This window comes from Phycisphaerales bacterium (assembly GCA_016699835.1).
Lineage (GTDB): Bacteria > Planctomycetota > Phycisphaerae > Phycisphaerales > UBA1924.
This window is the reverse complement of record CP064987.1, coordinates 1,420,399-1,446,843: the sequence shown is the minus strand read 5'-3', so window position 1 is coordinate 1,446,843 and position 26,445 is coordinate 1,420,399. Positions and strand designations below refer to the sequence as shown.

28 protein-coding genes are annotated in these 26,445 nt (G+C 64.1%); 14 read left to right on the top strand and 14 right to left on the bottom strand.

All coding sequences use genetic code 11. The features are described 5' to 3' along the window. The first annotated feature begins 45 nt into the window (after positions 1–45). From IPK69_06040 to IPK69_06025, 4 genes are read left to right on the top strand one after another with little or no spacing between them, the layout of a single operon-like run. On the top strand, positions 46–996 hold the full coding sequence (locus IPK69_06040; protein QQS10177.1) for a tRNA glutamyl-Q(34) synthetase GluQRS: 951 nt from the start codon (positions 46–48) through the stop codon (positions 994–996). Further along, entirely contained in the window at positions 972–1,577 is a 606-nt protein-coding gene (locus IPK69_06035) for a DUF192 domain-containing protein (GenBank protein QQS10176.1), read from the top strand. The genes IPK69_06040 and IPK69_06035 overlap by 25 nt, the downstream gene beginning before the upstream one ends. 49 nt (positions 1,578–1,626) lie before the next feature. Next, positions 1,627–2,034, top strand: a complete 408-nt coding sequence (locus tag IPK69_06030) for a hypothetical protein (GenBank protein QQS10175.1) — start codon at positions 1,627–1,629, stop codon at positions 2,032–2,034. A 58-nt stretch (positions 2,035–2,092) separates the two neighbouring features. Next, positions 2,093–2,782: a SpoIIE family protein phosphatase gene (locus IPK69_06025; GenBank protein ID QQS10174.1), complete on the top strand. Its 690-nt coding sequence runs from the start codon at positions 2,093–2,095 to the stop codon at positions 2,780–2,782. Between the two features lie 60 nt (positions 2,783–2,842). On the opposite strand, the gene IPK69_06020 is transcribed toward IPK69_06025, so the two are convergent. Next, positions 2,843–3,409: a hypothetical protein gene (locus IPK69_06020; GenBank protein ID QQS10173.1), complete on the bottom strand. Its 567-nt coding sequence runs from the start codon at positions 3,407–3,409 to the stop codon at positions 2,843–2,845. An 892-nt stretch (positions 3,410–4,301) separates the two neighbouring features. Here IPK69_06020 and IPK69_06015 point away from each other — a divergent pair. The 3 genes from IPK69_06015 to IPK69_06005 all read left to right on the top strand — a co-directional run bounded on the left by IPK69_06015 (position 4,302) and on the right by IPK69_06005 (position 6,498). Continuing rightward, positions 4,302–4,907 (top strand): hypothetical protein, encoded by a 606-nt coding sequence (locus IPK69_06015; GenBank protein ID QQS10172.1) that lies wholly within the window; start codon positions 4,302–4,304, stop codon positions 4,905–4,907. Then, positions 4,831–5,061 (top strand): CPBP family intramembrane metalloprotease, encoded by a 231-nt coding sequence (locus IPK69_06010; GenBank protein QQS10171.1) that lies wholly within the window; start codon positions 4,831–4,833, stop codon positions 5,059–5,061. The genes IPK69_06015 and IPK69_06010 overlap by 77 nt, the downstream gene beginning before the upstream one ends. 258 nt (positions 5,062–5,319) lie before the next feature. Beyond that, the gene (locus IPK69_06005) at positions 5,320–6,498 is read left to right on the top strand and encodes a hypothetical protein (protein ID QQS10170.1); all 1,179 of its coding nucleotides are present in this window, start codon (positions 5,320–5,322) and stop codon (positions 6,496–6,498) included. A 26-nt stretch (positions 6,499–6,524) separates the two neighbouring features. Here the strand turns inward: IPK69_06005 and IPK69_06000 are convergent, their stop codons facing one another. The 8 genes from IPK69_06000 to IPK69_05965 all read right to left on the bottom strand — a co-directional run bounded on the left by IPK69_06000 (position 6,525) and on the right by IPK69_05965 (position 13,469). Next, positions 6,525–6,845 (bottom strand): hypothetical protein, encoded by a 321-nt coding sequence (locus IPK69_06000; protein ID QQS10169.1) that lies wholly within the window; start codon positions 6,843–6,845, stop codon positions 6,525–6,527. 143 nt (positions 6,846–6,988) lie between these two features. Continuing rightward, a complete protein-coding gene (locus tag IPK69_05995; protein ID QQS10168.1) occupies positions 6,989–7,360 on the bottom strand; it encodes a hypothetical protein in 372 nt (123 codons plus the stop codon). Positions 7,361–7,420: 60 nt separating this feature from the next. Continuing rightward, positions 7,421–7,825, bottom strand: a complete 405-nt coding sequence (locus IPK69_05990) for a hypothetical protein (protein QQS10167.1) — start codon at positions 7,823–7,825, stop codon at positions 7,421–7,423. A gap of 40 nt (positions 7,826–7,865) precedes the next feature. After that, positions 7,866–8,501 carry a hypothetical protein gene (locus tag IPK69_05985; protein QQS10166.1) on the bottom strand — a complete coding sequence of 212 codons (636 nt, stop codon included), beginning with the start codon at positions 8,499–8,501 and terminating at the stop codon, positions 7,866–7,868. A gap of 169 nt (positions 8,502–8,670) precedes the next feature. After that, a complete protein-coding gene (locus tag IPK69_05980) occupies positions 8,671–9,846 on the bottom strand; it encodes a DUF5309 family protein (GenBank protein ID QQS10165.1) in 1,176 nt (391 codons plus the stop codon). 97 nt (positions 9,847–9,943) lie between these two features. Further along, complete coding sequence (locus IPK69_05975) at positions 9,944–10,522, bottom strand: hypothetical protein (GenBank protein ID QQS10164.1); 579 nt, start codon at positions 10,520–10,522, stop codon at positions 9,944–9,946. Between the two features lie 196 nt (positions 10,523–10,718). Continuing rightward, entirely contained in the window at positions 10,719–12,401 is a 1,683-nt protein-coding gene (locus IPK69_05970; protein ID QQS10163.1) for a phage portal protein, read from the bottom strand. A gap of 231 nt (positions 12,402–12,632) precedes the next feature. Continuing rightward, positions 12,633–13,469, bottom strand: a complete 837-nt coding sequence (locus IPK69_05965) for an inositol monophosphatase (GenBank protein QQS10162.1) — start codon at positions 13,467–13,469, stop codon at positions 12,633–12,635. A 204-nt stretch (positions 13,470–13,673) separates the two neighbouring features. Between IPK69_05965 and IPK69_05960 the strand changes: the two genes are divergently transcribed. Beyond that, the gene (locus IPK69_05960; protein QQS10433.1) at positions 13,674–14,411 is read left to right on the top strand and encodes an SDR family NAD(P)-dependent oxidoreductase; all 738 of its coding nucleotides are present in this window, start codon (positions 13,674–13,676) and stop codon (positions 14,409–14,411) included. Between the two features lie 86 nt (positions 14,412–14,497). On the opposite strand, the gene IPK69_05955 is transcribed toward IPK69_05960, so the two are convergent. Continuing rightward, positions 14,498–14,914, bottom strand: coding sequence for a hypothetical protein (locus IPK69_05955; GenBank protein QQS10161.1), 417 nt, complete (start codon positions 14,912–14,914; stop codon positions 14,498–14,500). Between the two features lie 104 nt (positions 14,915–15,018). Further along, complete coding sequence (locus tag IPK69_05950) at positions 15,019–16,125, bottom strand: glycosyltransferase family 4 protein (GenBank protein QQS10160.1); 1,107 nt, start codon at positions 16,123–16,125, stop codon at positions 15,019–15,021. Positions 16,126–16,416: 291 nt separating this feature from the next. Between IPK69_05950 and IPK69_05945 the strand changes: the two genes are divergently transcribed. Beyond that, complete coding sequence (locus tag IPK69_05945) at positions 16,417–17,697, top strand: Glu/Leu/Phe/Val dehydrogenase (GenBank protein ID QQS10159.1); 1,281 nt, start codon at positions 16,417–16,419, stop codon at positions 17,695–17,697. An 8-nt stretch (positions 17,698–17,705) separates the two neighbouring features. On the opposite strand, the gene IPK69_05940 is transcribed toward IPK69_05945, so the two are convergent. Together IPK69_05940 and IPK69_05935 are read right to left on the bottom strand one after the other, a co-directional pair. Then, a complete protein-coding gene (locus IPK69_05940; protein ID QQS10158.1) occupies positions 17,706–18,179 on the bottom strand; it encodes a hypothetical protein in 474 nt (157 codons plus the stop codon). Between the two features lie 6 nt (positions 18,180–18,185). Further along, positions 18,186–18,590, bottom strand: a complete 405-nt coding sequence (locus IPK69_05935) for a helix-turn-helix transcriptional regulator (protein QQS10157.1) — start codon at positions 18,588–18,590, stop codon at positions 18,186–18,188. 573 nt (positions 18,591–19,163) lie between these two features. On the opposite strand from IPK69_05935, the gene IPK69_05930 reads away from it, so the two are divergent. Beyond that, positions 19,164–20,738, top strand: coding sequence for an ABC transporter permease (locus IPK69_05930; protein QQS10156.1), 1,575 nt, complete (start codon positions 19,164–19,166; stop codon positions 20,736–20,738). Positions 20,739–20,763: 25 nt separating this feature from the next. Further along, the gene (locus IPK69_05925; GenBank protein ID QQS10155.1) at positions 20,764–21,471 is read left to right on the top strand and encodes an ABC transporter ATP-binding protein; all 708 of its coding nucleotides are present in this window, start codon (positions 20,764–20,766) and stop codon (positions 21,469–21,471) included. A gap of 265 nt (positions 21,472–21,736) precedes the next feature. On the opposite strand, the gene IPK69_05920 is transcribed toward IPK69_05925, so the two are convergent. After that, positions 21,737–23,740: a glycoside hydrolase family 15 protein gene (locus IPK69_05920; GenBank protein ID QQS10154.1), complete on the bottom strand. Its 2,004-nt coding sequence runs from the start codon at positions 23,738–23,740 to the stop codon at positions 21,737–21,739. A 184-nt stretch (positions 23,741–23,924) separates the two neighbouring features. Here IPK69_05920 and IPK69_05915 point away from each other — a divergent pair, with 184 nt between their 5' ends. From IPK69_05915 to IPK69_05905, 3 genes are all read left to right on the top strand, one after another. Beyond that, positions 23,925–24,584 carry a CoA transferase subunit B gene (locus IPK69_05915; GenBank protein ID QQS10153.1) on the top strand — a complete coding sequence of 220 codons (660 nt, stop codon included), beginning with the start codon at positions 23,925–23,927 and terminating at the stop codon, positions 24,582–24,584. A gap of 227 nt (positions 24,585–24,811) precedes the next feature. Beyond that, positions 24,812–25,462 carry a hypothetical protein gene (locus tag IPK69_05910; GenBank protein QQS10152.1) on the top strand — a complete coding sequence of 217 codons (651 nt, stop codon included), beginning with the start codon at positions 24,812–24,814 and terminating at the stop codon, positions 25,460–25,462. A gap of 145 nt (positions 25,463–25,607) precedes the next feature. After that, positions 25,608–26,255 carry a hypothetical protein gene (locus IPK69_05905; protein QQS10151.1) on the top strand — a complete coding sequence of 216 codons (648 nt, stop codon included), beginning with the start codon at positions 25,608–25,610 and terminating at the stop codon, positions 26,253–26,255. The last annotated feature ends 190 nt before the right edge of the window (positions 26,256–26,445 follow it).

The window sequence follows — 26,445 nt, the reverse complement described above, 5'->3', positions numbered from 1 at the left end:
CGACGATGCGGGCCGCGTGAGCCTCGGCGTACGCTCCTTCCGCTCGTGCCGCCCCAAGCACCCATCACCCGTCTCGCGCCCTCGCCCACGGGGGCGCTCCACCTCGGCAACGCGCGCACGTTCCTCGTGAACTGGGCCATGGCGCGACAGGCCGGGTGGCGCATCGTCCTCCGCATCGAGGATCTCGATGGCCCGCGCGTCAAGCCCGGCGTGATCGACGCCTCTATCGACACTCTCCGCTGGCTGGGGATCGACTGGGACACAGGCCCGATCATCCAGAGCCACGATCCAATGCCACACATCGAGGCGATGCGACACCTCGCCGCCCACGCCCTCGTCTTCCCCTCGGAACTCTCTCGCGCGGAGATCGAGACCGCGGCCTCGGCGCCGCAGGAAGGCTCGCACGAGGTCCGCTGCCCCGCGTCGATGCGCCCGCCGCTGGTGCCCATCGACTTTGCCGACACCGGCACGAACTGGCGCTTCGCCACGCCAAAAGAGGTCGTGCGCGTCGACGACAACTTCACCGGCCCGCGCGAGTTCACGCCCAGCGAGACCATCGGCGACTTCATCGTCTGGACAAAGCGCGGCACACCGTCGTACCAACTCGCCGTCGTCGTCGACGATCACCGCCAGGGCGTGACGCACATCGTGCGGGGCGACGACCTGCTCGAGTCCGCCGCCAGGCAGGCCCTGCTCTATCGGGCGTTGGGATACGCACCGATTCCCGCGTATTGGCACCTCCCCCTCGTGCTCGGCGGCGACGGGCGGCGCCTCGCCAAACGCCACGGCGACACCCGGCTGGACACGTATCGCGATCGCGGGGTGACCGCCGATCGGGTCATCGGCCTGATCGCGGCGTGGTGCGGCATCGTGGACTCCCCGACGCCCATGTCGCCCCGGGAGTTCCAGGCCGCCATGGATGTTCGTAGAATCCCCAGGAACCCCGTGATGTTCACGATGGAGGACGATCGATGGCTGCTCGCCGATTCGCGATGATGGTGCTCGGGCTGGTGTGTCTCCTGCCGCTGGTGTCCTGTGATGACACCAAGGACGACGGGAAGAATGACAAGGCGCCGACAGACGTCAAGATCACCATCGATGGCAAGGAGTTCAAACTCGAGACGGCGCTCGATATCGAAAAACGATTCAAAGGACTTTCTGGACGGAAAGACATCGATGAGAACGGCGGGATGATCTTCGTTTTTCCAGACAAACAGGTGCATGTGCAGAACTTCGTGATGCGCGACTGCCCCGCCGCGATCGACATCATCTACCTGGATCGATCGCAGCACGTGACGGCCGTGTACGCCATGCAGCCCGAAACGGAACGCAGCGAGGAGGAGAAGGTCCTCACGGCTCCGCCCGGCGTGCCCGATTGGGCGAAGACGAATGATGCCTACGAGGAACGTCTGAAGCAGTACTCCAGCAAGTTCCCCGCCCAGTTTGTTATCGAACTCAAAGGCAACACCCTCGACATCGGCGAGGACCCCGACAAGGGCAAGAACAAGCGCCTCAAGGTCAAGCCCGGCGACAAGATCGAACTTCCCGCGGCCGACCTGAAGAAGTGGGCGACATAGGCCGATGTCCTTCGTGGCCCACGGATCGGGCCGGAAGGGGCGTGGTTCGGTGAGCGAGCACTCCGTGGCGTTTGTCACGTCCGGAAACGTGGACACGGCGTGGAGCCGCTGGGCCGAACGTATCCGCACAGCCTGGCCACGTCCCACGCCCCCGCATCTCGAATGGCTCCCGCTCGAGGTCTTCCGCGAGTCGCTCGCCGAGTCGCAGCCACGCGGGCCGGTGGGGCATCCCAAGGCCGCCCTCATTGTCATTGGAACCGACGTGCTCCCTTTCCAGATCGACAGGCTTGTGGAGTCGTTGCTCATGCGCAACGTCCCGGCCATCTGCCTGATGCAGGATCCCGCCGACTGGCAGCGCTTCCAGCGCGCCGGCGTGATCTTTGAGGCGCACGACGCCAGCCCGACACGACTCGCCGCCATGCTCTACGCGGCTCTGCGAGCGACAGCCCGCGGTTGAGGCGATCGCGAGCGATCTCTTCGTCCTCCAGCGGGCCCAGGGCGGCATCCGCCTGGAGATGGATCGGATCCACGACGAGTTGCACCTCGCCGCCACCGTGCAGCGAGAACTCATCCCCGTCCAACTCCCCAAGGTTGCGGGGATGGAACTCGGCGTGATCTTCCGCCCCGTGAACTACGTCAGCGGCGATGTCTACGCGGTCGAGTTGCTCGACGTCGAGCACCTGGGATTCTTTGTCGCCGATGCCGTGGGCCACGGCGTGCCCGCGGCGCTGCTCACCATGGCGCTCTGCCACAACCTGGTCACGCGCGAGTTCACGGGCGAGGGGCTGGGCACGAGGATCATTGATCCCGCCGACGTGCTCGCCCGGCTCAACCTGAAACTCTGCGAATCGCGCCAGAACTCCAGCCGATTCGCAACGGCGGTCTATGGCGTGGTGCACATCCCCTCGCGTCGCGTGACCATCGCCGGCCTGGCCACCCGCCACCGATCATCGTCAGTGACACGGATCGGCGCGAAGTCGAGACCGACGGCCCACTGCTTGGCGTCTTCCCCGATGCCGAGTACACCCAGGCCGAGGCCATGTTGGCCGACGACGAGACGCTGCTCGTCTTCACCGATGGGCTCGAGTGCGCCTTCCCGGATCCCACGCTCGCCCCCGAGCAGATGCGCAAGGCCAGCCGTCGATACGTCGACCAACTCACGCGCCTCGCGCGGGCGCACCACGGCGAGGACCTCCCGCGGATGATCATGGAACTGGGCGCGGCCCTCGACGCCCAGGCCGGCTCGCTCCACCAGGCCGACGACGTCACGACCCTCGCAATCTCCCCGACACGCCAGGCGGCAAAGAAAGCGGCGTGATCAGGCCGTGAAGTCCGCGCTCCGCGAGCGGTGGAGGTCGCCACGTTCCATCATGTCCTGAACGAACCGCTGGAAGTCGTCGTGCATGATCTTCATCGAGGGGCTGCTCCACATGGCGGAAGGAATCCTCGGCCTCGATCGCCTCCATTCGCTTGACCCAGGAGGCGAAGTAGTCGTCGGGGAGTTGGTGGTTCTTGTGCCCGAACCAGGCGATCTCGAAGAGCGAGAGTTGCATGAGGTTCATGAAGTAGTCCTGGATCTCCTCGTTGGTCTGGTGCGGCTGGACGTCGTGGGCGTAGACCTTGGCGAGGCGCGGGTTCTCGACGCGCATCTTGCGGAGTTGCATCTGGAGTTCGACGAGTTTGGTGAAGTTGGCGACATGGGCGGCGTCGCGCCAGTGGCGGAACTGCCGGCCCGTGTAGATCAGGCCGATCGCGAAGATCATGAACGTGATGGTTTGGAGGACGAGTTGGATCTGGGGCACGGTGATCTGGGCGAGAATGTGTGTGCTCATGGGTGTGACGAGGTCGGGTGGGTTGGGATGCGGGAATAAACAGATGACTCGGATTCGACACGCGGAGCGCGATGGTACGGAGATTGACGTGGGGCAGTCGGGGAGGGTGCTGATCGCCAGTTGGCGAGCCGTGGGCTTGCGGGACGGCCTTGGTCGGGTATGCTGTGCCGCATGTCGATCTTTCCCGACGCCACGGACCGGACGGACCCGATCAACAAGGTGATGGGGGTGACGGCTCTCGCGCTCATCGCGGTGGTCGTGCCGCTGGTGGTGCTGGTGCAGCAGACGTCGCGATCACTGATGGAGCGGTCGTCGCCCGACCCCGTGGTGGAATGGGTGCAGGACGAGTCGGCGTCGCCTGAGCCGGCGGGGGAGTTCACGACGAGGTGCCAGATCGTCACGAAGATCAACTATGAGTTGCGGTTTGTGAATGCCGCGGACCGGGCGACGCTCGCCGAGGATGAGGAGTCTCGGGAACTGGTGGATCCGGCGCGGGCAATGAAGATGATCGACTCGATCGCGATCTCCCGGACGGATCGCTTGCGAGCGGCGATCGTGGCGGGGGAGTTGGTGGGGGTGGAGGAGGCGAACCGGCGACTGGCGAAGTTAGAGGAGGAGGTCACGCCGGGGAGCGAGTTGTTGACGGACGTGCAGTGGATCCATGAGATCTACAAGAGCGAGCAGGGTGGGAGCGGCGTGCCTCGGGATGCGCGGGAGTGGCTCGTGTCGAGGCACGGGTGGTTCGGAGAGGTGGCGGCTCTCGCACAAGGGACGAGGGCGGGCCCGGCTGTTGGGCGGGCTCGATCGGATCAACGCGGTAGGCACGGGGTTCAATCTGTATTCAGGAGTTGCTTTTCTGATCGGGATCGGATTCGCGATTCGGGGAGTTGCGATGACGCTGGCGGGAACGTTCGGCGACAACATGGATGCGCCGTCGTTCAAGGGGCCCGTATACGGCGAGATGTTCGCGGTCTTCGCGATCATGATGTTGCTCGTGCTCGGCGGCGGGATGCTGGCGATCGTCGGGTCGCGCGAGTTCGCATCAGGGATGATGGTGGTCACCGAGGTGCTGATGTGGGGATGCCTGGCGGCGCTGGCGTGGCCTGTGCTGCGCGGCGTGGACTGGCAGTTCGTCAAGATGGACCTCGGGCTGCACTCTGGAGAAGGGTGGGGGAAGGAGATCGGGTTCGGGATCGCGGCATACCTGTGCGATCTGCCGCTCACGCTGCTCGTGTCGGGCGTCGTGGCGTGGCTGGTGTCGATGGGCGGCGAGGAGGCGGCGAAGGTGGGCGTGGAGGGGTCGCCGATGTTCAGGCCACCCGGAGGCTCGTCGTGGCTGGCGTTCACGATCGGAGCGCTGGGAACGGTGGTCTGGGCGCCGATCACCGAGGAGATCGTCTTTCGCGGGGCGGCTCTATCGGATGCTCCGCCTGCACCTGCCCTGGATTCCCAGCGTCCTGATCTCGGCGGTGATTTTCGGGGCGATGCACGGGTATGACCTGCCCGGCCTCGCGGGGGTCGCCACGGGCGGGGTGATCTATGGCGTGCTCCGTGAGTACCGCGGGTCGCTGATCGCGTCGATGACGGCCCACTTCCTGCACAACGGGACGATCACGCTGAGCACATGGATGTTCCTCCTGGCGCTCAACTGAACGTAGCGGTAGTTGTGGATCCTGGCGGAAACCTGGTACACTCGAGCGGTCTTCCGCCGTCCTCGCGCTGGCTTCTTTCGATCCCGGTGAGCGGCATTGTGCCGGGCGTTGGCGAGACGGTGTGATCCAGACTGTCTTTCACCGATCGCGTCGATTCATATCACTGTGCGGGTATCGTTCACTGTGCTCGATCTGACCGTCAGAACCACAGTTCGCTCACCGGAACCCAACATCGCCCACTCGGGAAGGACACTTTGTATGTCGTTCATCTCTCGATCGACCGTGCTCATCATGACGTTTTCGCTCGTGGTTTTCTCCGGGTGTGCGAAGGATCCGCGTTCGCCAGGCCTCGCGGCGTGCGACGACGCCCCCGAGTCTCGAGTTCTGACGATCGACGCGGTTGAGGCCGCTCGTGGCCGAACCGTCGTGGGAAAGCGCGACCTTGCCTTGCTCCACGAAGGTATCGTCTACCGCTTCGTGTCTGCGAAGAATCGAGCCACCTTCGAGCGTGATCCTGCGCGATTCGAGGTCGCCGACGGAGGCGCTTGCGGGCGTATGGGGCCTCTCAGCGGCACCGGCGATGCCCGACGCCACTTCGTCCATGAGGGACGCGTCTATTTTTTCGCCTCCGATGCCTGCCGCGAGGCGTTCATCCAGAATCCCTCTCGATACATCGAGATTCCCGACCAAAGACCCACGGGCACGCCCGAGGAGATCGAACAAGGTCGCGCTCTTCTGGCCACGCTCATCGACTGGGCCGGTGGTGAATCGAAGATCCGATCCATCCGCTCGTACCGCGAGACAACCTCGCGCACCGTTGAATCAGGGGGCACGTCTTATTCCGTCACCCACGAGTTCGCCGCGATCCTTCCCGACCGATTCCGCGAGTGGGAATCGTGGAACGATTCGTGGTTCTCGACCATCCGCTCCGAGAATGGCGCGGCCATGGCCTCGTCGCGCCGACACGAGCCGATAGGTGACTCCCGCGTCAAGGCCTTCGATCGTGTCCTCGCGCGACACCCCGTCGTCATTCTCACCGACGCCGTGCGCGACTCCGGTTCCGAGCGCTCGTTCATCGCGATCGCGCATGGATCGGGCGAGAGTGGAGAGAGTGCGGTCGATCACCTCGTCGTCTGGACGCGCGGCGCGATGACGACGCTCTCGATTGAGCGCGGGACGGGGCGATTGGTTCAAGCCAGGTTTCATGGGCGCGACTCTGGCACGAGCATCGGCGATGTTGTTCGCGAGTACACCGGAGACGCGATGTATGAAGGCGTGCGTCTCCCCATCTCCTCTATAACTTCTCTTCATGGCGCGCGCGTGCCCGGTGCGGACTCTTCGATCGATTCCTTCGAGATCAATCCTGTGCTCGATGATTCCATCTTTGATCCTGAACCGCCGCACACTCGCAACACGTCATTGGAGAACCACAAATAGCGCACAATCGCTCGGCCCGATGGACCTCACGCCACCGACACCCTTGGAGGCGAGGATGTCGTATCAACCACGGTGCGAACGGAGAGTCGCTCGATGGCCTGCGAAAAAGTCCGGGCGAGCTCCCGCTGGCTGGAGTCGATGGCCGCGAGGGCCTTGGTGTTCTCGCGGAGGGCCTCGATGACGACGGCAAACGCGGCCCGTTCGTGCATCAGCGCCTCATGGGCCTCGGCGATCTGGCGATCTCGCGCGAGCGCGCCCTTGCGTTCGGTCAGCCACATCCACCCGATGAGTCCGGCCGTGCCGAACTGGGTGAGCGTGGAGGCTATGTCGAGCGTGGTGGGATCCATGGGTGCGAGCAAAGGAAATCGAGCAATCTGCGGGTGGAGATGATCTTGGATGCCGGTCGCCGGTATGGTCGAGATCGAGACTTTCGGGACACGACGAAGAGTGCACAGGTGAGTCGCTTGTGCCACGAGTTTGTAGGAAATGCTCACACAAACCGGCGGAACGTGGCGGTGTACGCGATCGAGTACCCGCGTCCGCGATCGACACGATCGGCCTCCTCGTACTCGATGAAACTCATGTTCGCGTGCAAACGTCCGGTCTGATCCACGAGCGTCGCGCTCGTGGGCGGATGGGTGAGCAAGGCCGTGATCGTGTCGCGGAGCGTCCACAGGCCCGCCTCCGTCGTCGAGACGAGCCGTCCGCGCACGATGATGTCGAGTTCGCGCAGACCCTGGGGCGTCGAGCCTGGCGGCGGCTGGCTGATCACAAAGTTCGCGACGACCTCTTCGCCTTGCCTTCCCATCTGGAAGCGGTGCGGCCCTGAGCCGAAGATGTTCTGGGCGTTGTACGAACTCATGGGTGGACCTCGATGCGACTTGGCGTGGTTCTTTCGACTCGATAGGAGCGATTGCGTAACTCAGATCGGCGTGATCGTCACCGGGTCGTTGGCTCCGGTCGGTGAGACGAGCACGAACTCCAGCGTTCGCAGCGCACCAACACGCGGCGAGACCTCGTACGACACCTGCGTCACCACGCCCGTCGCGCTGAGGCTCCGGCGCCCCGCGTCGCTCCCGCTGGTGGAGACGGTCGCGGTGATCGTGCCGCTCTCGCCGGGTCTAGGTGAGTCCGCAAGCGGATCGATCAGGTCCTGCGTCACGCGCATCGTCACGCGCACCTCCGGGCAATCCACGAACGCCACATGCGGCCCGGTGTCGGCGTGGTCCACAACGAGTCGCGTCGCGCGACGCTCGATCACCAGGCTTTTCACCGGGTCGAGACTCAGGCCGGCGAAGACGACCTGTTTGGGGTTCAGGATGAGCATTGAGACGACTCCTCGGAGGACAAGTGCGTGTGGCGAATACTCAGATCCGCTCGAACTGGATGATGTTGAGCGTGCGAATGGTGTCGGCGACGCCGTCGCCATCGAGATCGAGTACGACACGAGTGCGCTCGCGATCCTGGCGATATCGGGCGCCGATGGCGCGGGCACGCTGGGAGATCGGGGCGTTCTCCCCCGCCATTGCTCCCGCCGCCGAGAGGACCAGGTGCAGGGCGCCGAGCGCCTCGAGATTCGCGAACGATCTCGGGTTCACGATCGCCGATTCCTGCGGCGTGAGTTCGCTCCCCGGCTCGATGCCGATGGTCCGCAGGATCTGTCGGTGCACGATCGCAATCTGGGGCGTGAAACTCGTGATCGAGAACGGACTCGAAGGCTGATCCGCCGGCATGAGCACGGGATCGTCGGTCGTGCCCCGGAGGAGCGAGATCTCGGCGATGGTTCCTGACGTGACTGCGAGAATCTCGTAGGCGACGCCATTGATCAACGCGACATGTCCCGCCTGGACGCGTGCGGCGTCGAGGTCGTTGTCGGTGCTGGTGATGTCGAGAGAGCCGGAGTTGATCTTGGCCGTGCCGTTGCACAGGCGTTGACCCACCCATGAGACGTCTCGGAAGATCGATGGCTCGATGGCCAGGATGTCACGATCGGTGGCGAACATGAGAACCTCCCTTGCGTGCGTGCCGCTTCTCAGCGGAACGCGAGAAGTAACGAGACCTTGAAACCCGGAGGGCGCACCTGTCGTCGCCTCCGAGGAGGGGAGAGAGGGCGTGAGATGTGACAGCGTGAGCCGGTAGGTGAGTCGGTGCGTGGACCCTTGCACGCACCGATCACGTCGTGCTGAGGCTCCGGATCAGGCCGTGCGCGTTCTCGTTGCGGAACTCGAGCGTGTACTCGCCGACGACCTGACCCGAGATCGAGTCGCCCGTCGAGCCAAGGGCGCGATACTGGAAACTGCGCCCCTGCAACGGCATCACCTGCACGCGGCTGGAGTCGAGCAGGAGGAGCGTGTCCGCCGGGACCCATCGCGAGAGCACCACTCGGCAGACGCCGAAGTCGCTCTCGTACAGGCTGACCATGCTCTTGAAGCGTGTCTCGCTCGCGGGGAACTCGCGGACGTTGGCGCCGATGAAGTCGTTGATGCGACGCTTCTGCGCGCCACCGACGACGATCGTGTCGATGCGTCCGGCGGACTGGTCCCAGACCTGGCGCATCGCGTAGTTGAGCAGCGGCTCGGTGAGTTCGTTGTTCCCTGTGCCGCCACCTTGCGGGAAGCCGTTGACGCCCGGCGCGAAGGCGTTGGTGGCGATCTGTTTCGTCAGTCCGTTCATCGAGCGGCGGACGGTGGCGCTGCCCTGGGGGCTGCTCGCGGGGGCAGTCCCGTTGATGACGCAGTTCTCCAGGTCACGGAGGAGTTCGCGCAGTCGCTCTTGCTTCTGGAAGTCGAGTTCGTCCGAGACGCCGTGCGCCCGGACGGCCTGGAGCGTCCCCGAGACGCCGACAGTCGCGGAGAAGATCTGCGTGTAGTTCTGCCGGCGGAGGCGCGTGGTGTATCGCGCGGTCGCCGCGTCGGCCCCCTCGAGCCCCGCGTTCCCCAGGATCGTGAGACGCAGGCTGTTCGACAGCGTGGACGCGGGCGTCGAGCCATAGCGGCGAACAACCGTGAGCACCGAGCCCGCGATCGCCGTCACCTGCATCACTTCCGCGGAGTTTCCGGGACGCACGAGGTCGCCGACCTGGAATCGCGCTGCTGACGTCACGGTGATGCTCGTCGCGTCCTGGGCATTGGGTGTGAACGACGACTGGTTGACGATGTCCCAGTTGGGGATGAGCGTGTCCTCGATCCACTCGTGGACCGTGCTCATCGCCGATCGCTTGGGGTCGCCCAGGTGATCGAGCAGCGGCGTCTCGAAGGGCGTGACGATGCTGACGACATCGCTCACGTCCTCCACAATCTCCGGGAGGTCCGTCCCGCCCGCGTACGACGTCTTTCCTGTGAATGGCATGGTTGATCTTCCTTTCTTCGTGTGTGTTCATCTGCGAGGCACGCGCGTGCGTGCGGAACTCGTCTGTGGTGGGGTCGATCGTCGAGCGCCCGTGCAATCAGGCGCTCAGCGTGCCGTTCTCTTCTGTCGTGCCGCGCCGGAGTCTGAGGTATCGCAGGAGCGCCCCGCGATCGCCGGTGCGCGCGTCGTCGGCCGCGCGATGGAGTGCCGCCTCCGAGACTTCCTCCTGGTCCTCCATGACTCCCGAGGCGTGGACCTTCGACCGCGAGATCTCAAAGAGGTGTGGCTTGCGACGCCTGAGATCACGGACGGCGCTCTCCACGTCGCGCGGCCGGCGCTCCGTGCCCGGGTCGGTCATCGCCTGCTCGATGAGCACACGCGAGGTGTCCAAGTCGATCGTGCGGCTCTCGACCAGCGCCTGATCGATCGCCCGACGCCGCTCACTCCGCGAGAGTTCCGACATCGTCTCGTCCAACCGTGATCTCATGGAGGCGAGTGTCTTCTCGAGCGAATCGACCAACTCCTGCGCGTGCACGGCCTTGGTCTTCCAGTGCGCGGCCTCCAACTCGCGGGCCATCGCAGTCCCAACCGAGTCCGCCGGAGAGGCCGGCTCGCGCTCGGACTCATCCTCGCTCACGTCGCGCTCCCCGTCGCCCACGTCCGAGGCATCCAACATGTCAGTCTCGGCCACAGGTTCAGTCGCAGGCATCGCCTCGTCCGGGTGTATCTCGTGGTGCGTCGTCGTACTCGTCACCTTCGTGCTCTCAGTCTTGAGTGTCATCTCTTCACGTGTCATCGCATGCTCCTGTCGTTCGTTCTGCCCACACTCGTTCGCGATCAATGACCAACCTGACGCCGGATATGCCGGCGACTCACGTCAGCCCTTCGTCCTCGCGTCCATAGCCGAGCTCATCGAGCACACGCTCCCGCGGCACGCCCAGCGTCACCTTCTCGCTCGCCGCGCGGATCGCCTGGTCGACATCCACCGGCACGGGGCCCCCCCACTGCACGCGCACGTCACGGTCCGAGACCCGAGTCGCCAGCACCTCCGCCGCGTCGAGCGCCTGCAGGACCATCGCCGAGATCCGGCTCATCCCGCCGCCGTATGTCACGCGCTTGCGGGCCGTCCGCGTCAAGAGTCCCATCAGCGTGATCCGCAGTGCCGTCGCGCTCGTCAGATTTCCGAGTTTCGCCCGCACCACTCCGCTCGCCAGCGGCGGCACGCCCGAGGCCTTGTCCATCGCCTCGCGGATCTCCTGGATGTGCTCGCGCTCGCTCGGACTGTCGCTGTCGCCTCCGAAGGGAATGACCTGCGCCTGTGGGTTGTCCGTCGCCCAGATCTGCCCGGGCCCGACGAACATCGTCTCGGCCCCCTCGATCCCCTTCGCGAGAAACATCTTGAACGACTGCAGCGTCACGCGATACGCCCGGTCGCTCAGCCTCGTGTTGAGTTCGTCCTGCAGCGGGATCAACGGCTCAACATCCCCCTGCCCGGCATACTGGAACGGCTGCGCGATGTTCTGGATGTGCACCACCGGTACGACGCCCGGCGTCAGCCCCCACGCCTCGTCCACGACGAGTTTCCCACCCGAATACACCTGGCGATGCGACGACGACAGAATCTCCACCGTCTCATCGCTCGCGGGCGCCGGTTCCTTGCCGTCGTTCCACGACTTCGGCGTCCATTCCCCTCGCAGCCACGCCCGCACCGAGAACGACGATTCGCGCGCACTCTCTCGTTCGATCCCGCCGCCGCCCGTCGCCGATCCGCTCATACCCCCCGCCACCTGCTGACGAACGACGTACGCTCGCATCGTGCGATAGTCACTCGGATCAAGCATGGCCACACCCCGGCGCGGCTCGATCACCTCGATCCGTAAAAGATCCTCGTGCCGCAGCGCGTGCAACACCTCGTCGAACGCAGAGCCGTCGTGAGCCACGCTCTGCGCCTCGCCGTCGTCATCGAACGACATCGCATCACCAGGATTCCCGGTACGAGCCGCGATCATTCCCGCCAATCGACGAAGCCCGGCCTCGTCCGCCCGCAACACGAGATCGACGTGCCCATACACATGCCCGAGCAGCGCCATGTCCTGCAGGAGCGCGATCCCGCCCGACCGCTCCCACACCGCGTCGAGCACGCGCTCGATCACGTCCCGCATTGCCACCGATTTCGACGCCGAGACCAGCCGCACCGGCCGCCCGAACATGAAGTCGACCATCGTTTGCACGCGCCAGGCGATGTCGTTCTCCACAACAACCTCACGCCGCTTCTTCGCCTGATCGAACGACCACGCCGAGAGCCCCGACCCAGGCCGACCGACGATGCGTGAGGGAAGCCCAACCTCCTGCGCCAGGCGATACCAACGCCCTTGGCCCGTCGTGCTCAAGGCCCCGCCGCGTGATGTGGGCACGAGCGCGTTGCGGTAGTACGACCACAGACGCGAGAGTCGGGGGAGCGTCACCGACGCGTGCTCATCGAGATGCCGAGCCAGCGTCGGGCCATCCACACCTGCGCCCTGGAACGCCTGCAACTGAAATCCCTGATTCGACATGCGGCACGCTCCACGGGGCTAAGGGGGCCGATCGCCGGCCGGTGCGTCGTGAGGAGTCTCAAGTGGGCCGCTCCATGCGGTCCCTCCACCAAACACCTCCAAACGCCGCCTCTGCGCGCGCACGGCACAGCACCTCGCGCAGTGCGAAAGTCAAACTCAAAGAGTTGTGGTGTCCGATCTACACGTGATCACACATGGCCACGATTCGGGGAGCCTCGAGCACGCTCACGCTCAACGCGCCCCCGCGTGCGGCGACAAAATCGTCAGCAACTCCTGATGGATCAGCCCATTCGACGCCACCACGAATCGCGCGTCGAGTGTGCGGCGTCCCGTCCAATCACTCTGCAAGCCCCCGGCCTCGTGCATGATGCAATCGAACGGCGCGATGTCCCACGCCGACACGCCGAACTGGATCGCCCCGTCCACGCGCCCCGTCGCCACCAGCGCGAAGGCGTCGGCGTCGCTCCACCCCTGCGTCCGGCCCGCCGCCATCACCAGCCGATCGAACGCGCCCCATCGGTCGCTCCGCCGGAACTGCCGCGGCTGCGCGATCTCCAGCCACGCCTCCGCGAGCGTCGGCGTCGCGCTCACCCGTGCCGCCATCGCCGTTTCGTTCCGCGCCGTCTGCCAGAACGCCCCGCCGCCCTCGTGCGCCCACAGGCGCTCGCCCATCCCGGGCAACTCCACCACGCCGCCCACGCTCCGCCCGGCATACTCCAACCCGATCAGCACGGCATAACTCGGAATCCCGCGGCTGAACGAGCGCGTGCCATCGATCGGGTCCACGATCCACGTGAACCCCGCGTCGTCTTTCGGTTTGCTGTGCCCGAACTCCTCACCCAGGATGCCGTCGTCGGGAAAGCCCGCCTGGATTCCGGCCCGGATCAACTCCTCGGACTTCTTGTCCGCGATCGTCACCGGCGAGCCGTCGGACTTCTCATCCACCGCAAGGTCCGGACTCTGGAAATATCGCAGCGTCAACACCCCGGCCTCACGCGCCAATCGTCGCGCCAGTTCCAGTCGAGCCACCACGGCAGAAGTGTCCACGGCATTCGTCACAGTCGGCATACCGAAGTATCGACCCGATCAACCCATAACACCAGCAGACCACGGGCAGAAAGACCGCGAATTCTCCTCAACCACCCGACGTCGCAGCACACCCAAACCTATTGCCAGATCCCCGATGCCCGATGCCTCTCCTCCCAATACCCTCCTCCATGACCACCACTCCACTCAAGGGACGCGTCGCCATCATCACCGGCCACCGCTGGCATCGGGCTCGCCATCGCCCACGATTTCGCGAGGCTCGGGGCCGCCCTCGTGCTCAACGGCCGGCGGGCCGAGCGCCTCGACGCCCTCGTCAAGGAACTCCCCACGACCTGCGCGAATGTCGCCGGCGACTGCGCCGTGGACGAAACCATCCGCGCCATGCTCGACGCGGGACGCGCTCTCGCCATCGGCCGCGCCCCCGATCTTGTCGTCATCAACGCCGGGCGAGGCCTCCGCGGGAGCGTCCTCGACAGCGACACCGCGCAGTGGGAGGAGATGATCCGCACCAACCTCCTCGCCGCCGCCAAACTCCTCCGTGAGAGCGCCAAGGCCATGCTCGCCGACATCGAGGAACAGCATGCGACGAACTCCGGCGCCAAAGCCCTCGCCTCGCCGCGAGACATCGTCGTCCTCGGCTCCACCGTCGGGCGCCACATCTCGCCCTTCTCGTCGATGTATGGCAGCACCAAGTTCGCAGCCAACTCCCTCGCCGAGGCCGCCCGGCGGGAACTGGGGCCCAAGGGAATCCGCGTCTCGCTCATCGAGCCGGGCTTCGTCGTCAGCGAGTTCCAGGGCGTCGCGGGCTATGACCCGGCATGGTTCGAGAGCGTCAAGGACCGCATCGGCCCACCGCTCACACCCGACGACGTCGCGCGCAGCGTCAGTTTCGTCGTCACCCAGCCCCCCGCCGTCCACGTCAGCGATGTCCTCATCCGCCCGACACGCCAGGATTATCCGTAGGGCTTCGCCTGCACCCTTCCCAATCTCGTGGGGCGGACGGCTCGCCTGCCTCAACCACTACCACCAGCCGTAGTACTTCGATACCATCACATCCGACGTGTCCGCGCCGTCGCCGGCGCCCCGCACCCTTCGCACGCGTCCTCGTCCTCGCCCGCTACGCGCCCGCAATACGCGCATGCCAAACGATCCGCGAGCCGAGTATCACTCGCGCGAGAAGCTGCCGCACGCATCTCTCGATCCTCACGTTGGGCTTTGGCCGCTTCTACCTCCAGACGCTTCCCCAGTTTGTGCGACTGGAACGCGCTGAAGATCGCGAACGCCGCCATGCCCAAGGGCACGATCACGAAGATCTTCGGAACACCTGGGACCACGGTCCCCGCCGTGATCGCCATCCCCACGCAGAACATGACGAAGATCACCGCCCCGCCGAGGCCCATCCGCCGGACCTCCGGAAATCGGTAGTCCGTCGGCCGAAACTGATCGTCATTCCGATTCCACGTCATCGCGTCCACCCCGCGCAGAGGAACCAACGTCGAGACCCGTGCCGATCGCCCACATAGAAGCGCCCGGCGTCCACCCATTGTTGGGAACCAGGACCCCCGGATTCTCACACGCCGGTCCGGGCACGCCGCACCCGCGCCGCCGCCTCGAATGCGTCCTGCCAGCGTTCGGCCCAGACATCCGCTCCGAACGCCTCCGCTGCCTCGCGCGCGTGCCGGCCCATCCCCGCGAGACGATCCCGATGCTCGTGCATCCACACCATCGCCCGCGCCATCGCCTCCGCGTCCGCCGTCGGCACCATCAGCCCGTTGTGGAACGTCCTCACCACCTCGACCGCCGCCCCGACCTGCTCCGTGCAGATCACCGGCATCCCCGTCGCCATCGCTTCCACGAGCGCCACGCCCCACGGCTCATAATGGCTCGCGAGCACGAAGCACCCCGCCATCGCCAGCCGCTCTCCAAGCACGTCCGGCTGCGCGAATCCAAGATCCCGCACACCCTTGGCCGCGCGAATCCGATCTCCCCACACCCCCATCCCGCAGCACAACAACTCCCAAGGCTCCGACACGCTCGCTCGATACCGCGAGTATGCCTCGAGCAATGTCCCGATTCCCTTCACGTCTACATACCGCCCCACAAACATGAACGCGCGAGGCCAACCCTCCGCGCCCTGCTTCACTCGATCATCATGCACCGGCGTGAAGCGTGAGGTCTCCGCCGCATAGAGCCCGCGCCGAATCCGAGCCTCCTCGAACCCAAGGCGTCGGCAATACTGCCACGCACGCTCGCCCGCCGGAACCGCGATGTCCATCCGATCAAAGAACCGCTTCACCGCGAACCGCGTCACATACTGCTTCGCCCGCGCCCGCCACGGCGTGTCGATCGCCATCACCATCCCCGCGGTCTTGAAGCGCGGATTCATTGCCACACGCCGGTAGGGCCCATGCCCCCATCCTACAACGGACACCGCTTCGGGGTTGAATGCCGCGAGATGATCCGCGATCAGCCCGGCATTCTCGCGCTCGCTCAAATCAAGGAGCCGATGCCTCGCGATCCCCTTGAGCACCACACTCGGATCGAAGGCCGCATTCGTCTTCGCCCCATCGGGCTTGAACGCGATCACCTCGATCTCAAACCCCGGAAGCGCCGCCAGCGCCCGCCAGCACGAGGCCATGTATCCCGAAATCTCCGACCACAGAATCGCGACACGCACGCCACGCCTCCCAAAATCCACACACCCCACACAATCAGGCCGGCCCGTGGATACTCACGAGCGTGTGACCGCGGACATCGTCCAAATCACCCAGCCTCGGGACGAACATTCAAGACGTTTCGACCCACGGTTGACGTCGAAGTCCAAACATTATCGGACTGAATCATCGGCTCCCATCAAACCACTTCAAACACCCGATCCGACGAGGCGCCAACAATCTCCGCTCACCATATTGCCGATACTCAGTCCTCGCCGATTCAACTCTCCAGATACTAAGGAAAGCGTTCCACCATGGCCAAGAACGATGTCTTCGGTGATGCCCTCAAACGCCTCGACGCCGCCGCCGCCGTCATGAATGGCAGCGTCCACCCCGAGACCGTTGCCCGCCTCCGATTCCCCAAGCAGTTCCTCGAGGTCAGCATCCCCGTCCGCATGGATGACGGCTCGCTCCGCGTCTTCACCGGCTACCGCTGCCGATTCGACGACACCCGAGGCCCCGCCAAGGGCGGCATCCGCTTCCACCAGGACGTCTCCCAGTCCGAGGTCAAGGCCCTCGCCTTCTGGATGACCTTCAAGTGTGCCGTCGCCGGCCTGCCCTTCGGCGGCGGCAAGGGCGGCGTCATCGTCGATCCCTACACACTCTCCTACGGCGAACTCGAGCGACTCAGCCGCGGCTACATGAAGGCCATCGCCCATCACGTCGGCCAGGATCTCGACGTTCCCGCCCCCGACGTCAACACCAACGCCACCATCATGGCCTGGATGAGCGACGAGTACAACCGCGTCATGAACCGCGTCGAGCCCGGCGTCATCACCGGCAAGCCCGTCGCCATGGGGGGCTCCCTCGGCCGCGACGACGCCACCGCGAGAGGCGGCTACTACATTCTTAAGGAACTCGAGCGCGAACTCGGCTGGGACCCCAAGAAGCAGACCCGCACCGTCGCCGTCCAGGGCTTCGGGAATGCCGGCGAGCACTTCGCCCGACTCGCCCACGCCGACGGCTACAAGATCATCGCCATCAGCGACCACCGTGGCGCCGTCATCAACACCACCGGCCTCGACATCGCCCACCACATCAAGCACAAGCACGAGACCGGCAAGGTCGAGCCACTGACGCCCCAAGGCCGCTACTCCGACAACGCCGAACTCCTCGCCATGGACGTGGACCTCCTCGTCCCCGCCGCCATCGAGAACGTCATCACCAGCGCCAACGCGAGCGGCGTCAAGGCCAAGGTCATCCTCGAACTCGCCAACGGGCCCATCACCCCCGAGGCCGACGCCATCCTCAACTCCAAGAAGACCATGGTCATCCCCGACATCCTCGCTAACTCCGGCGGCGTGACCGTCTCCTACTTCGAGTGGACCCAGAACAAGTCGGGCTTCTACTGGACCCTCGAAGACGTCCACCAGCGTCTCGCCGAGCGCATGCGTCGCGAGTTCAACGCCATCTACCACCTCCACAAGGCCAAGAGCGTGGACATGCGCACCGCCGCCTACGCCCACGCCCTCAAGCGCATCGCCGACGCCATGGAGGGCACCGGCACCGCCAAACTCTTCACCACCAAGCGGTGATTTTTGTTCTACTTGTCTGTCAGGGATTGATCAACACGAAGTGTCGGCAAGAGGAAGAATCCTGACTTGCTGCGTGCGAGCATGCTAGTCGTCAACTCTCTCCAGAATGGCCACGCATTGAAGTAGCCGTTGATTTGTGAGAATGCGAGAAGATGATCGTCGTCAAAGTTCTGCAAATCGTCAATCAGGTAGTTAAGAACATACTTACACTCGATCGACGTAGGCGGCTCCGCTTTTTCCTCTTCGCTCGACGCGATGTCTACTCCAAAACGAATCGTCACACTGATTGCACTCTCGCCGATACGCTCAAATGAGTGCGATCGAGTGTGCCGCACATGCTTCGCAACGACACCATCACGGGTGTCCAGCATCGCGTTCACATTTACGAGGTGCACAGACTGCAACGCGGCCTTGGGGCCAACAGCCGCTGCCCGATTCATTTGTTCGGGAGAAACTGAAATCTTGGTGACTTGATTCGACATGGCTTATTAGGCAGCGAGCGAGTAGCTCATTTTATTGGGTTCCGAAGTTTGCGAAGCGCCAGACTCTTGGCGTGGCACAACGCCCAACTGAATTCCGATCATGTTGGGAGTCGCATCCTCCCACTTGTCGGGACACGACAGCGAAGAAATCGTAACCGCATGCGCTTCGATGACCAGATCAAGCACCGCAAGCGCTTTGGCAATCGTCCGGATCTGCAAATTCGAATCGCCATCAAGCATTTGAGTCACCCTGCCAGGGGTAACGTCGAGCAGTCTCGCAAACTCAGCGCGAGTCATACGACGATCTGACAACTGCTTCGCGAGTAACTCGGCGATGCGCGTCGTGGTGATCTCGACACACAGATCGATACGATTCTCCCGATCCGCGATCAGTTTCTCGAACTCGTTCATCGCTTGGCACCCTTCCGTTGCGACAGTACATTCCGAGCCTCCTCCATGCGACGGACTGCACGTCTCACTACACCTTCTGGGAGAGCGTCCTCCTTTTTCTCCACAAAGACATCCACTAAAAACCAACAATTCCCATGCCTAAATGTGAAAATACGTGATTTCTGTCCATTGTGCTTGAACTCATAGAGATCGCCTTCGATCTTCTTGAAATGCTCGCGACTAGAAATCTGTAGGTTCTTATCCGCTGCTATCGACACAAATCGCGACATGAAGGCGTTTCGCCACTTCAAGGGCATTGCATTCCACTGACTCTTTACCATCAGGCTCCCGTCCGCGGCGCGCGCAAACTTGACCTGTCCGTATTGGCCAGAGTGAACACAATCACCATCATGTTCATCTGCGGATTCCACTTCTCGCTTTAGTCAAAACTAAAATCAAGTAGTGAGTATACGCACAATTTGGTCACTTGTTCAAGTAGAATGCTTCGGAATGACAATCGGCCTTTAAATTTTCACTAAATCATGGCCCAATAACTGTTTAGATATTCGCATTCTGCTAGCATACCTTTCGCTGGTGTACCAACTCCTCCTGACCGCCAAGTATCTCACCAGCAAGATCATGCCCCTCCTGGCGGCATGCGCGGTCGCCCTCTGCGCCGCCATGGTCCTCATCGTCTGGTCCGTGATGGGCGGCTTCCTCGACATGCTCATCTCCTCGGGGCGCACCATCCAGAGCGACCTCGCCCTCTATTGGCCCAACGCCGGAATCCCGTACTACGACGAACTCGTCCATGAACTCGAGAAAGACCCCGCCGTCGCCGCCGCCGCGCCCACCATCGAAACCTTCGGCCTCATCATCCTCCCCAACGACCTCAAGCGGGCCGTCCAGGTCAAAGGCATCGAGGGCGAGTCCTTCTCACGCGTCTCGTCGTACAAAGACATCTTGTGGTGGCGCCCCATCTCCACGCCCACACGCCACGACAAGAAACGCGAGGATCTCCGCCTTCGTGACCCCATCCTTCGCGTCCCAGCACAAACCCTCCTCGAGCAGGGCCTCACCCTCGAGCGAATCAATCCCAAGACCCACGAGCAGGAACCGGCCGCGGTCCTCGGCATCGCCGTCAGCGGCCTCAACAATCGTACCGACGCCGGAATCTGGGAACCCCTCGCCGTCACCCGTGCCCAGTCTAACGGCACGATCGACTTCGCCGACACCTTCATGCCCCGCGACGGCTCGGTCACCATCAACGTCGTCCCCCTCGACGCCAAGGGCAACAGCGTTGAACTCTCGACGATGCGACTCCCCGTCGCCAACGAGTTCGCCTCGGGCGTTGCCGACGCCGACACCAGCGTCGTCTTCGTCCGCCTCGACGCCCTCCAGCGCGCCCTCAAACTCAACGAGGCGCCGAAGATCAACACCACCGACACGCCCTACAAGGTCGTGCTCGACCCCAAGACCGGCAAAGAGACCTTTGTTCTCGACGCGACACCCGCCGGCACCATCCCCGCCCGCGCCACCCACATCCTCATCCGTGGCCAGGGTGATGTGAAGACCGACGCCCAGGCTCGCGCGCTCAAGGACGCCTGCCTCGCCGTCTACGCCAGCTTCGCCGAGCGCCACAGGGGCGAAGTCCCCGGCCTCTCCCAGATCCAGGCCATGACCTGGCGTGAGCAGAATCAGACCATGATCGACGCCGTCCAGAAGGAGCAGGTCCTCCTCCTCGTTCTCTTCGGCATCATCTCCTTCGTCGCGGTCATGCTCATCCTCGCCATCTTCTGGTCCATGGTCGCCGAACGCACCAAGGATATCGGCACCATCCGCGCCATCGGCGCCAGCCGCTCCGGCATCGCCGGCATCTGGGTCTGCTACGGCTGCGCCATCGGACTCGTCGGTGGCGGCGCGGGCCTCGCCATCGCCTACGCCATCGTGACCAACATCAACCCCATCCACGAGTGGCTCGGACGCCAACTCGGCATCGTCATCTGGAACCCCGCGGTCTACGTCTTCGACACCATCCCCAACACCGTCCGCTCGGTCGATGCACTCTGGGTCTTCGCGCTTGCCGTTCTCGCCTCCGCGGGCGGCGCGCTGATCCCCGCCGTTCGTGCCGCCCTCATGGACCCCGTCAAGGCCCTCCGCTTCGAGTGATCCCGCAACGAAGACACACGCCATCATGCCCCTCCTCGCCGCCCACAACCTCCACAAGACGTATCGCCTCGGCAAGGTGAGCGTCCCCGTGCTCAAGGGTGTGGACATCGCCGTGGAGACCGGCGAGTTCGTCGCCATTCTCGGTGCCTCAGGCTCGGGCAAGAGCACTCTCCTCCATCTCCTCGGCGGCCTCGACCGCCCCGACAAGGACTCCCGTGCCTCCATCGAGTACTCGGGCACGCCCCTCAGCCTTATGAGCCACGCTCGCCTCGACCACTACCGCCGCGCCGAGGTCGGCTTCGTCTTCCAGTTCTACCACCTGCTCCCCGAACTCACCGTCATGGGCAACGTCTTGATCGCCGCCATGATCCGCCAGGGATTCGCTGGGTATCTCGCACGACGCGCCGAGGCCAAGGCCCACGCCGCACACCTCCTCGAACAGGTCGGCCTCGCCCACCGCCTCCACCATCGCCCTCGCGAACTCTCCGGCGGCGAACGCCAACGCGTCGCCATCGCCCGCGCCCTCGTCAACAAACCCCAGGTCCTCCTCGCCGACGAGCCGACCGGAAACCTCGACCGGAACACCGGCGGCACCATCCTCGACATGCTCGAGAACCTGCGAAGAGATCTCAACCTCACCCTCGTCGTCGTCACCCACGACGCCACCACCGCCGCACGAGCTCAACGCGTCGTCGAACTCGACAGCGGCACGCTCCGCACCTCGAAGTCCTGAACGCAGAGGACGCGGAGAAGAAACAGCGCAACACAGAAAAGAAGTTGGGGCAGAGAACCAGGAGGGACATCCGGTCCGGTGTGCCGCCCTCCCGAGTACCACCACGCTCCGCGTGGTGCTTTCTCTTTTACAAATTCTACAAACCACCTCAACACACGATCGTCGCGCGCGGCTCATCACCGTGCAGAGAACACTTCTCGCGCGCCAACCCATTCCATCCTCTGTATTCCTCCGTCCCCCTCCGCGTCCTCGGCGTTCGCCTTCCTTACTTCGGCGAAGCCGCCGCATCCGGCAATCGCAGCGCCCCGCCACCGCCACCGCGAGACTCTTCCCCGCGTGCCCGGATCTCCCTGAGTTTCGCGAGATATTCCATCACCACGATGACGAACGTCGCATGGCTCCACGTGAGCGGGCTCACGCTCATCGGTGCCCCCGTGTACGGGTGGAACTGCTCCGCCATCACTCCCGACGCTTCCGCGCGCTTTGCCGACCACTCGAGCAACTCCGCCGCCGGCGACAGGTCCGTCTCGGTCTTTGCCAGCGCGATCACGTGCTGCGCCTGCCACAGCGTGCAGATCACCCACGGATTCCCCGGCACGCGATCCACCTTCTCTCGTTCAACCTGGTGGTAATAGTCGCGCTCATATCGCGCGCACCCGCCCACGTCCGTCTTCACCCACAGCCGCTCACGCAGCGACTTCATCTCCTGCCGCACGCGCTCGTCATCGGGCGCGAGCGCCCCGAACGCGAAGATCGAGAAGTTCGCCGAGTCCGCCGTCATGTCCAGGCGATACCGCCCATCACTCATCGCCACGGCCATCCGCGCGAAGCGTCCCTGCTCGGGGTTCCACAAATGCCGCAGCATCGCCTCGCGCATGTCGCGCGCCCCTTCGCGGAAGTGCGACGCCCGATCGTGCTCGCCGAAGTCGCTCGCGAACTCCGCCGCCGCGTCCAGCGCGCCGATCGTCGTCGCCACCGTGAAGAGGTGGATCCCCCGCCGCTCTTCCCACAGGTCCCACGACGCCTTGGGCAGGCCGTTCGCGTCCCGATACTTCAGCATCCACTCGCCCGGCCTCACCACCAGCGACGTGTACAACGGCTTGATGAACTCCACGTCCCGATACACCTCGAAGTGCCGACGAAGCGCCCACAACACCAGCGACGTCTCGTCCTGCTGGATCGGCAGAATCCGCTGTCCCTCGATCATCCACGGGTGCCAACTGCTCGCCAGTTCGCCCGTCGGCGTGTACTTGTGCAGGAAATACGGCTCGTCCTTGATCGCCTTCGCGCAGTACCGGAAGAAACTCCGCGACAACTCGCTCTGCCCGGCGAGAATCAACGCGTACGCCACGAGCGCTCCATCGCGAGGCCAGCAGTACGAGTAGTGATCCCCACCGAACTGCGTGATGTCGCTGTCGTTCGCCGCGATGATCGCCCCGCCGTTGTCCACCTGCGTCCGCAGCACGAGCATGCTCCGGTGGAATTGCTCCGAGGCCGCCGCCGACAGCACCCCCGTCTCGATGTTCTCCTTGCGCACCCACAGCCGCCAGTAGTGCTCCGTCCGCGCGATGAGTCGATCCGCGCCCTTCTCCAGGATCCGCTTATTGAGCGCCTTCACCTCGCTGTACGAGTGCCCGCACGCCATCCACATCGTCAGGCTCGACCGACCATTCGGCGGCACCTGCAGATCAAACCCGATCGTCGCGTCCACCGAGCCCTGGCTGATCGCGTTTCGCCCCAGCCGCCCGTCCTCCGCGTCGCGCCACGTCCCCTCGTGCCCGCCCACACGCTTCGTGCCGATCGCCCAGTTGTCGATCCCGCACTTGTTCTCGTCGCACGCGTTGAAAAGGAAGTACGAATCATCCTTGTACACCACGACCGACGCAGTCGCCGGGTCATAGTTCGCCGTGTCCCCCACGGGCGTCCCGCGCACCGACAAGTCCCAGTGCGCGAACACCTTCACATCGCGATCTCGACCGCGAAGGTCACGAACCACGCACTTGCGAAAATAGGCCGGCTCGTGGAAGTCCACCGCGTCGTGGCACACCACCTCAAGCCCTAGACCCTCGTGCACCAGGCGGACTTCCGTCACCAGTGTGTCCGCCTTGTACTTCAGTTCCCGCGTCCAGCCCGGCTCCTCGATCCACGCGAACGCCCCGTCCGCCCACACCCCGAATCGCTGGATGTGCCCGTCCGTGTGGTTGTACCGACCCACATTCGGGAAATAGATATCCCGAACCCGGTAGAACCGGTCGAACGTGATCAGCAAACTCCCATTTCCAACTGGAATATCGCGCGGCATCGTGGATCCAAATCTCCAACCAAACTCTACACGCGCGCGGCCACACCACGCGCCTCCACCGTACATCGACCATCCAACCACCCTCTATCCAGCCGATATCCGCCCACCAGACACACGCCAACCACGCGACCCCCCGAACCTATCCTCCCCCATGCCACTCACTCGCGAACAGATCGCCCAACGAGCCGCACGCGAACTCAAGGACGGCTACATCGTCAACCTCGGCATCGGCGTCCCCACCCTCGTCGCCAACTTCGTCCCCAAAGGCATCGACGTCTGGCTCCAATCCGAGAACGGCCTCCTGGGCATCGGACCCTTCCCAAATGACAAAGACGTCGATGCCGACCTCATCAACGCCGGAAAGCAAACCGTCACCGCGCGCACCGGCGCCGCCTTCTTCTCCTCCGCCGACTCCTTCGCCATGATCCGAGGCGGGCACATCGACCTCTGCATCCTCGGAGCCATGCAGGTCTCTGAGCATGGCGACATCGCCAACTGGATGGTCCCCGGCAAAATGGTCAAAGGTATGGGCGGAGCCATGGACCTCGTCGCCGGCGTCAAGCGCACCATCGTCGCCATGGAACACACCGTCAAGGGCAAACCCAAGATCCTCAAACAGTGCTCCCTCCCCCTCACCGGCAAGCGCTGCATCGACATGATCATCACCGACCTCGCCGTCCTCGAGATGAACCACGCCACCCAACGCTTCACCCTCACCGAACTCGCCCCAGGCATCACCGCCGACGAGGTCAAGGCCCAGACCGAGGCCCAGATCGACATCGCCGACAACATCGCGACGATCGCCATCTGATTCGATCTCTCCGCAGACCCCCACGCTCCGCGCGCGCCTTCTTTTCCTCCAAATACATCCATCCCCTCGTGGCACAGGCGTCCCGTCTGTGCCATTTTCTTTTTTAGCCAATAAACAACCGCTCATAAGCCACGTGTAACAACCTCACCACATCACCACCAAGGCGCAGGCGCGATCCACACCCCGTGGTACACTGAATCGCATCCACTCCACCAACGGAGGTCGTCATGTTCACTCGCCCCATCGCCGCACTCGTGGTCCTCGCCCTCGCGTCCTCTGCCCTCGCCGGCGAGACCCACCGCTTCTCCCTCGCCAACGTCGGCATGTCCTACTCCGCATTCCTCTCGAGCGCCTCTCCTCTCGTCGGGCGCCAGGTCCAAAGCGCCCGGATCGAGATCCACCTCTCCGTGGCCCCAGGATCAAACGCCGCCGACTTCCACACCGACATCGCCCTCCCCATCGAAGAAGCCCCGGGACAACTCCGCGTCTTCGTCTTCGATGGCATCGACGAGAACTGGTCCGGCGAAGGCCCCTTCACCTACTTCGAAACCACCACCGCCCTCAACGGCACCATCGTCCCCACGCGCTACGGCGCCGAGACCTATGGCATCCAGGGCCAGTTCACCAACGAGTCCTTCATCGAGATCACCCTCGCGAGCGAGGTCCCCCTCTGCCCCGCCGATCTCGACAATGGCAGCGGCACAGGCACCCCTGACGGCGCGATCACCATCGACGATCTCCTCTTCTTCCTCGACCGCTTCGCCGCGGGCGATCTCGCCGCCGACCTCGACGACGGCACCTCCACCGGGACCCCCGACACCGCCGTCACCATCGACGACCTGCTCTACATGATCGACCACTTCCAGGCCGGCTGCTGATGCCCTCAAATCGAGCACCTTGGTCGCCACCAAAGTGGTGCTCTCAACCGAATTGTCACAAGTCAAGCCGTCGTTACACACTCGCTCTCCGCACGAGGTATGCTGATTACCTCACTCGTGGTGTCACTTCATGCAGGAGACGCTTATGCATACGACTGCTTCCACAATTGCCTGGCTTGCCCTCGCGTCCACAACCATCGCCCAGGACACCCATCGATTCAACCTCGCTCCGATCGGCCTCGCCTACACCGCCGTCCTCTTCGACGGAACACCAATCGTCGGCAGAGAAGTCGTCAGCGCCCGCATCGAGATCCACGTCAACGTCAACCCTGGTCATGATGCCGCCGATTTCTGGACCGACATCGGGCTTCCTATCCAGGCTCCCAATGGCGAGTTCCACTATTTCACATTCGGCGGAAACGATGCCCAATGGTCCGGCGAGGGCGAGTTCCACTATTCGACCACCACGAACGCTCTCAATGGCACAATCTCACCCACCTATTTCGGCGCCGAGACCTTCGGCGTCCAGGGTTTCTACACCCAAAGTTCCTTCATCGAAGTCACCTTCGCACCCGAAAACCCGAACTGTCCTGCGGATCTCGACAACGGCAGCGCCACGGGTGCTCCCGATGGATCAGTCACCATCGACGATCTCCTCTTCTTCCTCGACCGCTTCGCCATCGGCGATCTCGCCGTCGATCTCGACGATGGCACCACGGCCGGCGCACCCGACGGTGCCGTCACCATCGACGATCTGCTCTACATGCTCGATCACTTCCAGGCCGGCTGCTGATCGTCACTCAACGAGCACCCAACACTCACAGTTCGGCACGTAGAGATATCTCTACACGCTCGACGGGATCGCCGCGTGGCATGTGATTGGCCCGCCAACCGCTCCCGGTCCGTCCGGCCCTCGAACATCCCCTAACGCCAGCGCGCCGCCACACCGCCAGGAACGCCACAGACTCCTGATGTTGAACACA

Excerpts from the sequence above, each read along its gene's own strand:
- IPK69_05965 (QQS10162.1), bottom strand. The coding sequence starts at position 13,469 with ATGCCGACTGTGACGAATGCCGTGGACACTTCTGCCGTGGTGGCTCGA.
- IPK69_05945 (QQS10159.1), top strand. The coding sequence starts at position 16,417 with ATGGCCAAGAACGATGTCTTCGGTGATGCCCTCAAACGCCTCGACGCC.
- IPK69_06035 (QQS10176.1), top strand. The coding sequence starts at position 972 with ATGGCTGCTCGCCGATTCGCGATGATGGTGCTCGGGCTGGTGTGTCTC.
- IPK69_06010 (QQS10171.1), top strand. The coding sequence starts at position 4,831 with ATGCTCCGCCTGCACCTGCCCTGGATTCCCAGCGTCCTGATCTCGGCG.
- IPK69_05980 (QQS10165.1), bottom strand. The coding sequence starts at position 9,846 with ATGCCATTCACAGGAAAGACGTCGTACGCGGGCGGGACGGACCTCCCG.
- IPK69_06005 (QQS10170.1), top strand. The coding sequence starts at position 5,320 with ATGTCGTTCATCTCTCGATCGACCGTGCTCATCATGACGTTTTCGCTC.
- IPK69_05955 (QQS10161.1), bottom strand. The coding sequence starts at position 14,914 with ATGACGTGGAATCGGAATGACGATCAGTTTCGGCCGACGGACTACCGA.
- IPK69_05910 (QQS10152.1), top strand. The coding sequence starts at position 24,812 with ATGTTCACTCGCCCCATCGCCGCACTCGTGGTCCTCGCCCTCGCGTCC.
- IPK69_05975 (QQS10164.1), bottom strand. The coding sequence starts at position 10,522 with ATGTTGGATGCCTCGGACGTGGGCGACGGGGAGCGCGACGTGAGCGAG.
- IPK69_06000 (QQS10169.1), bottom strand. The coding sequence starts at position 6,845 with ATGGATCCCACCACGCTCGACATAGCCTCCACGCTCACCCAGTTCGGC.
- IPK69_06020 (QQS10173.1), bottom strand. The coding sequence starts at position 3,409 with ATGAGCACACACATTCTCGCCCAGATCACCGTGCCCCAGATCCAACTC.
- IPK69_05995 (QQS10168.1), bottom strand. The coding sequence starts at position 7,360 with ATGAGTTCGTACAACGCCCAGAACATCTTCGGCTCAGGGCCGCACCGC.
- IPK69_05940 (QQS10158.1), bottom strand. The coding sequence starts at position 18,179 with ATGTCGAATCAAGTCACCAAGATTTCAGTTTCTCCCGAACAAATGAAT.
- IPK69_05925 (QQS10155.1), top strand. The coding sequence starts at position 20,764 with ATGCCCCTCCTCGCCGCCCACAACCTCCACAAGACGTATCGCCTCGGC.
- IPK69_06015 (QQS10172.1), top strand. The coding sequence starts at position 4,302 with ATGACGCTGGCGGGAACGTTCGGCGACAACATGGATGCGCCGTCGTTC.
- IPK69_05915 (QQS10153.1), top strand. The coding sequence starts at position 23,925 with ATGCCACTCACTCGCGAACAGATCGCCCAACGAGCCGCACGCGAACTC.
- IPK69_05905 (QQS10151.1), top strand. The coding sequence starts at position 25,608 with ATGCATACGACTGCTTCCACAATTGCCTGGCTTGCCCTCGCGTCCACA.
- IPK69_05935 (QQS10157.1), bottom strand. The coding sequence starts at position 18,590 with ATGAACGAGTTCGAGAAACTGATCGCGGATCGGGAGAATCGTATCGAT.
- IPK69_06025 (QQS10174.1), top strand. The coding sequence starts at position 2,093 with ATGGATCGGATCCACGACGAGTTGCACCTCGCCGCCACCGTGCAGCGA.
- IPK69_05990 (QQS10167.1), bottom strand. The coding sequence starts at position 7,825 with ATGCTCATCCTGAACCCCAAACAGGTCGTCTTCGCCGGCCTGAGTCTC.
- IPK69_05970 (QQS10163.1), bottom strand. The coding sequence starts at position 12,401 with ATGTCGAATCAGGGATTTCAGTTGCAGGCGTTCCAGGGCGCAGGTGTG.
- IPK69_05985 (QQS10166.1), bottom strand. The coding sequence starts at position 8,501 with ATGTTCGCCACCGATCGTGACATCCTGGCCATCGAGCCATCGATCTTC.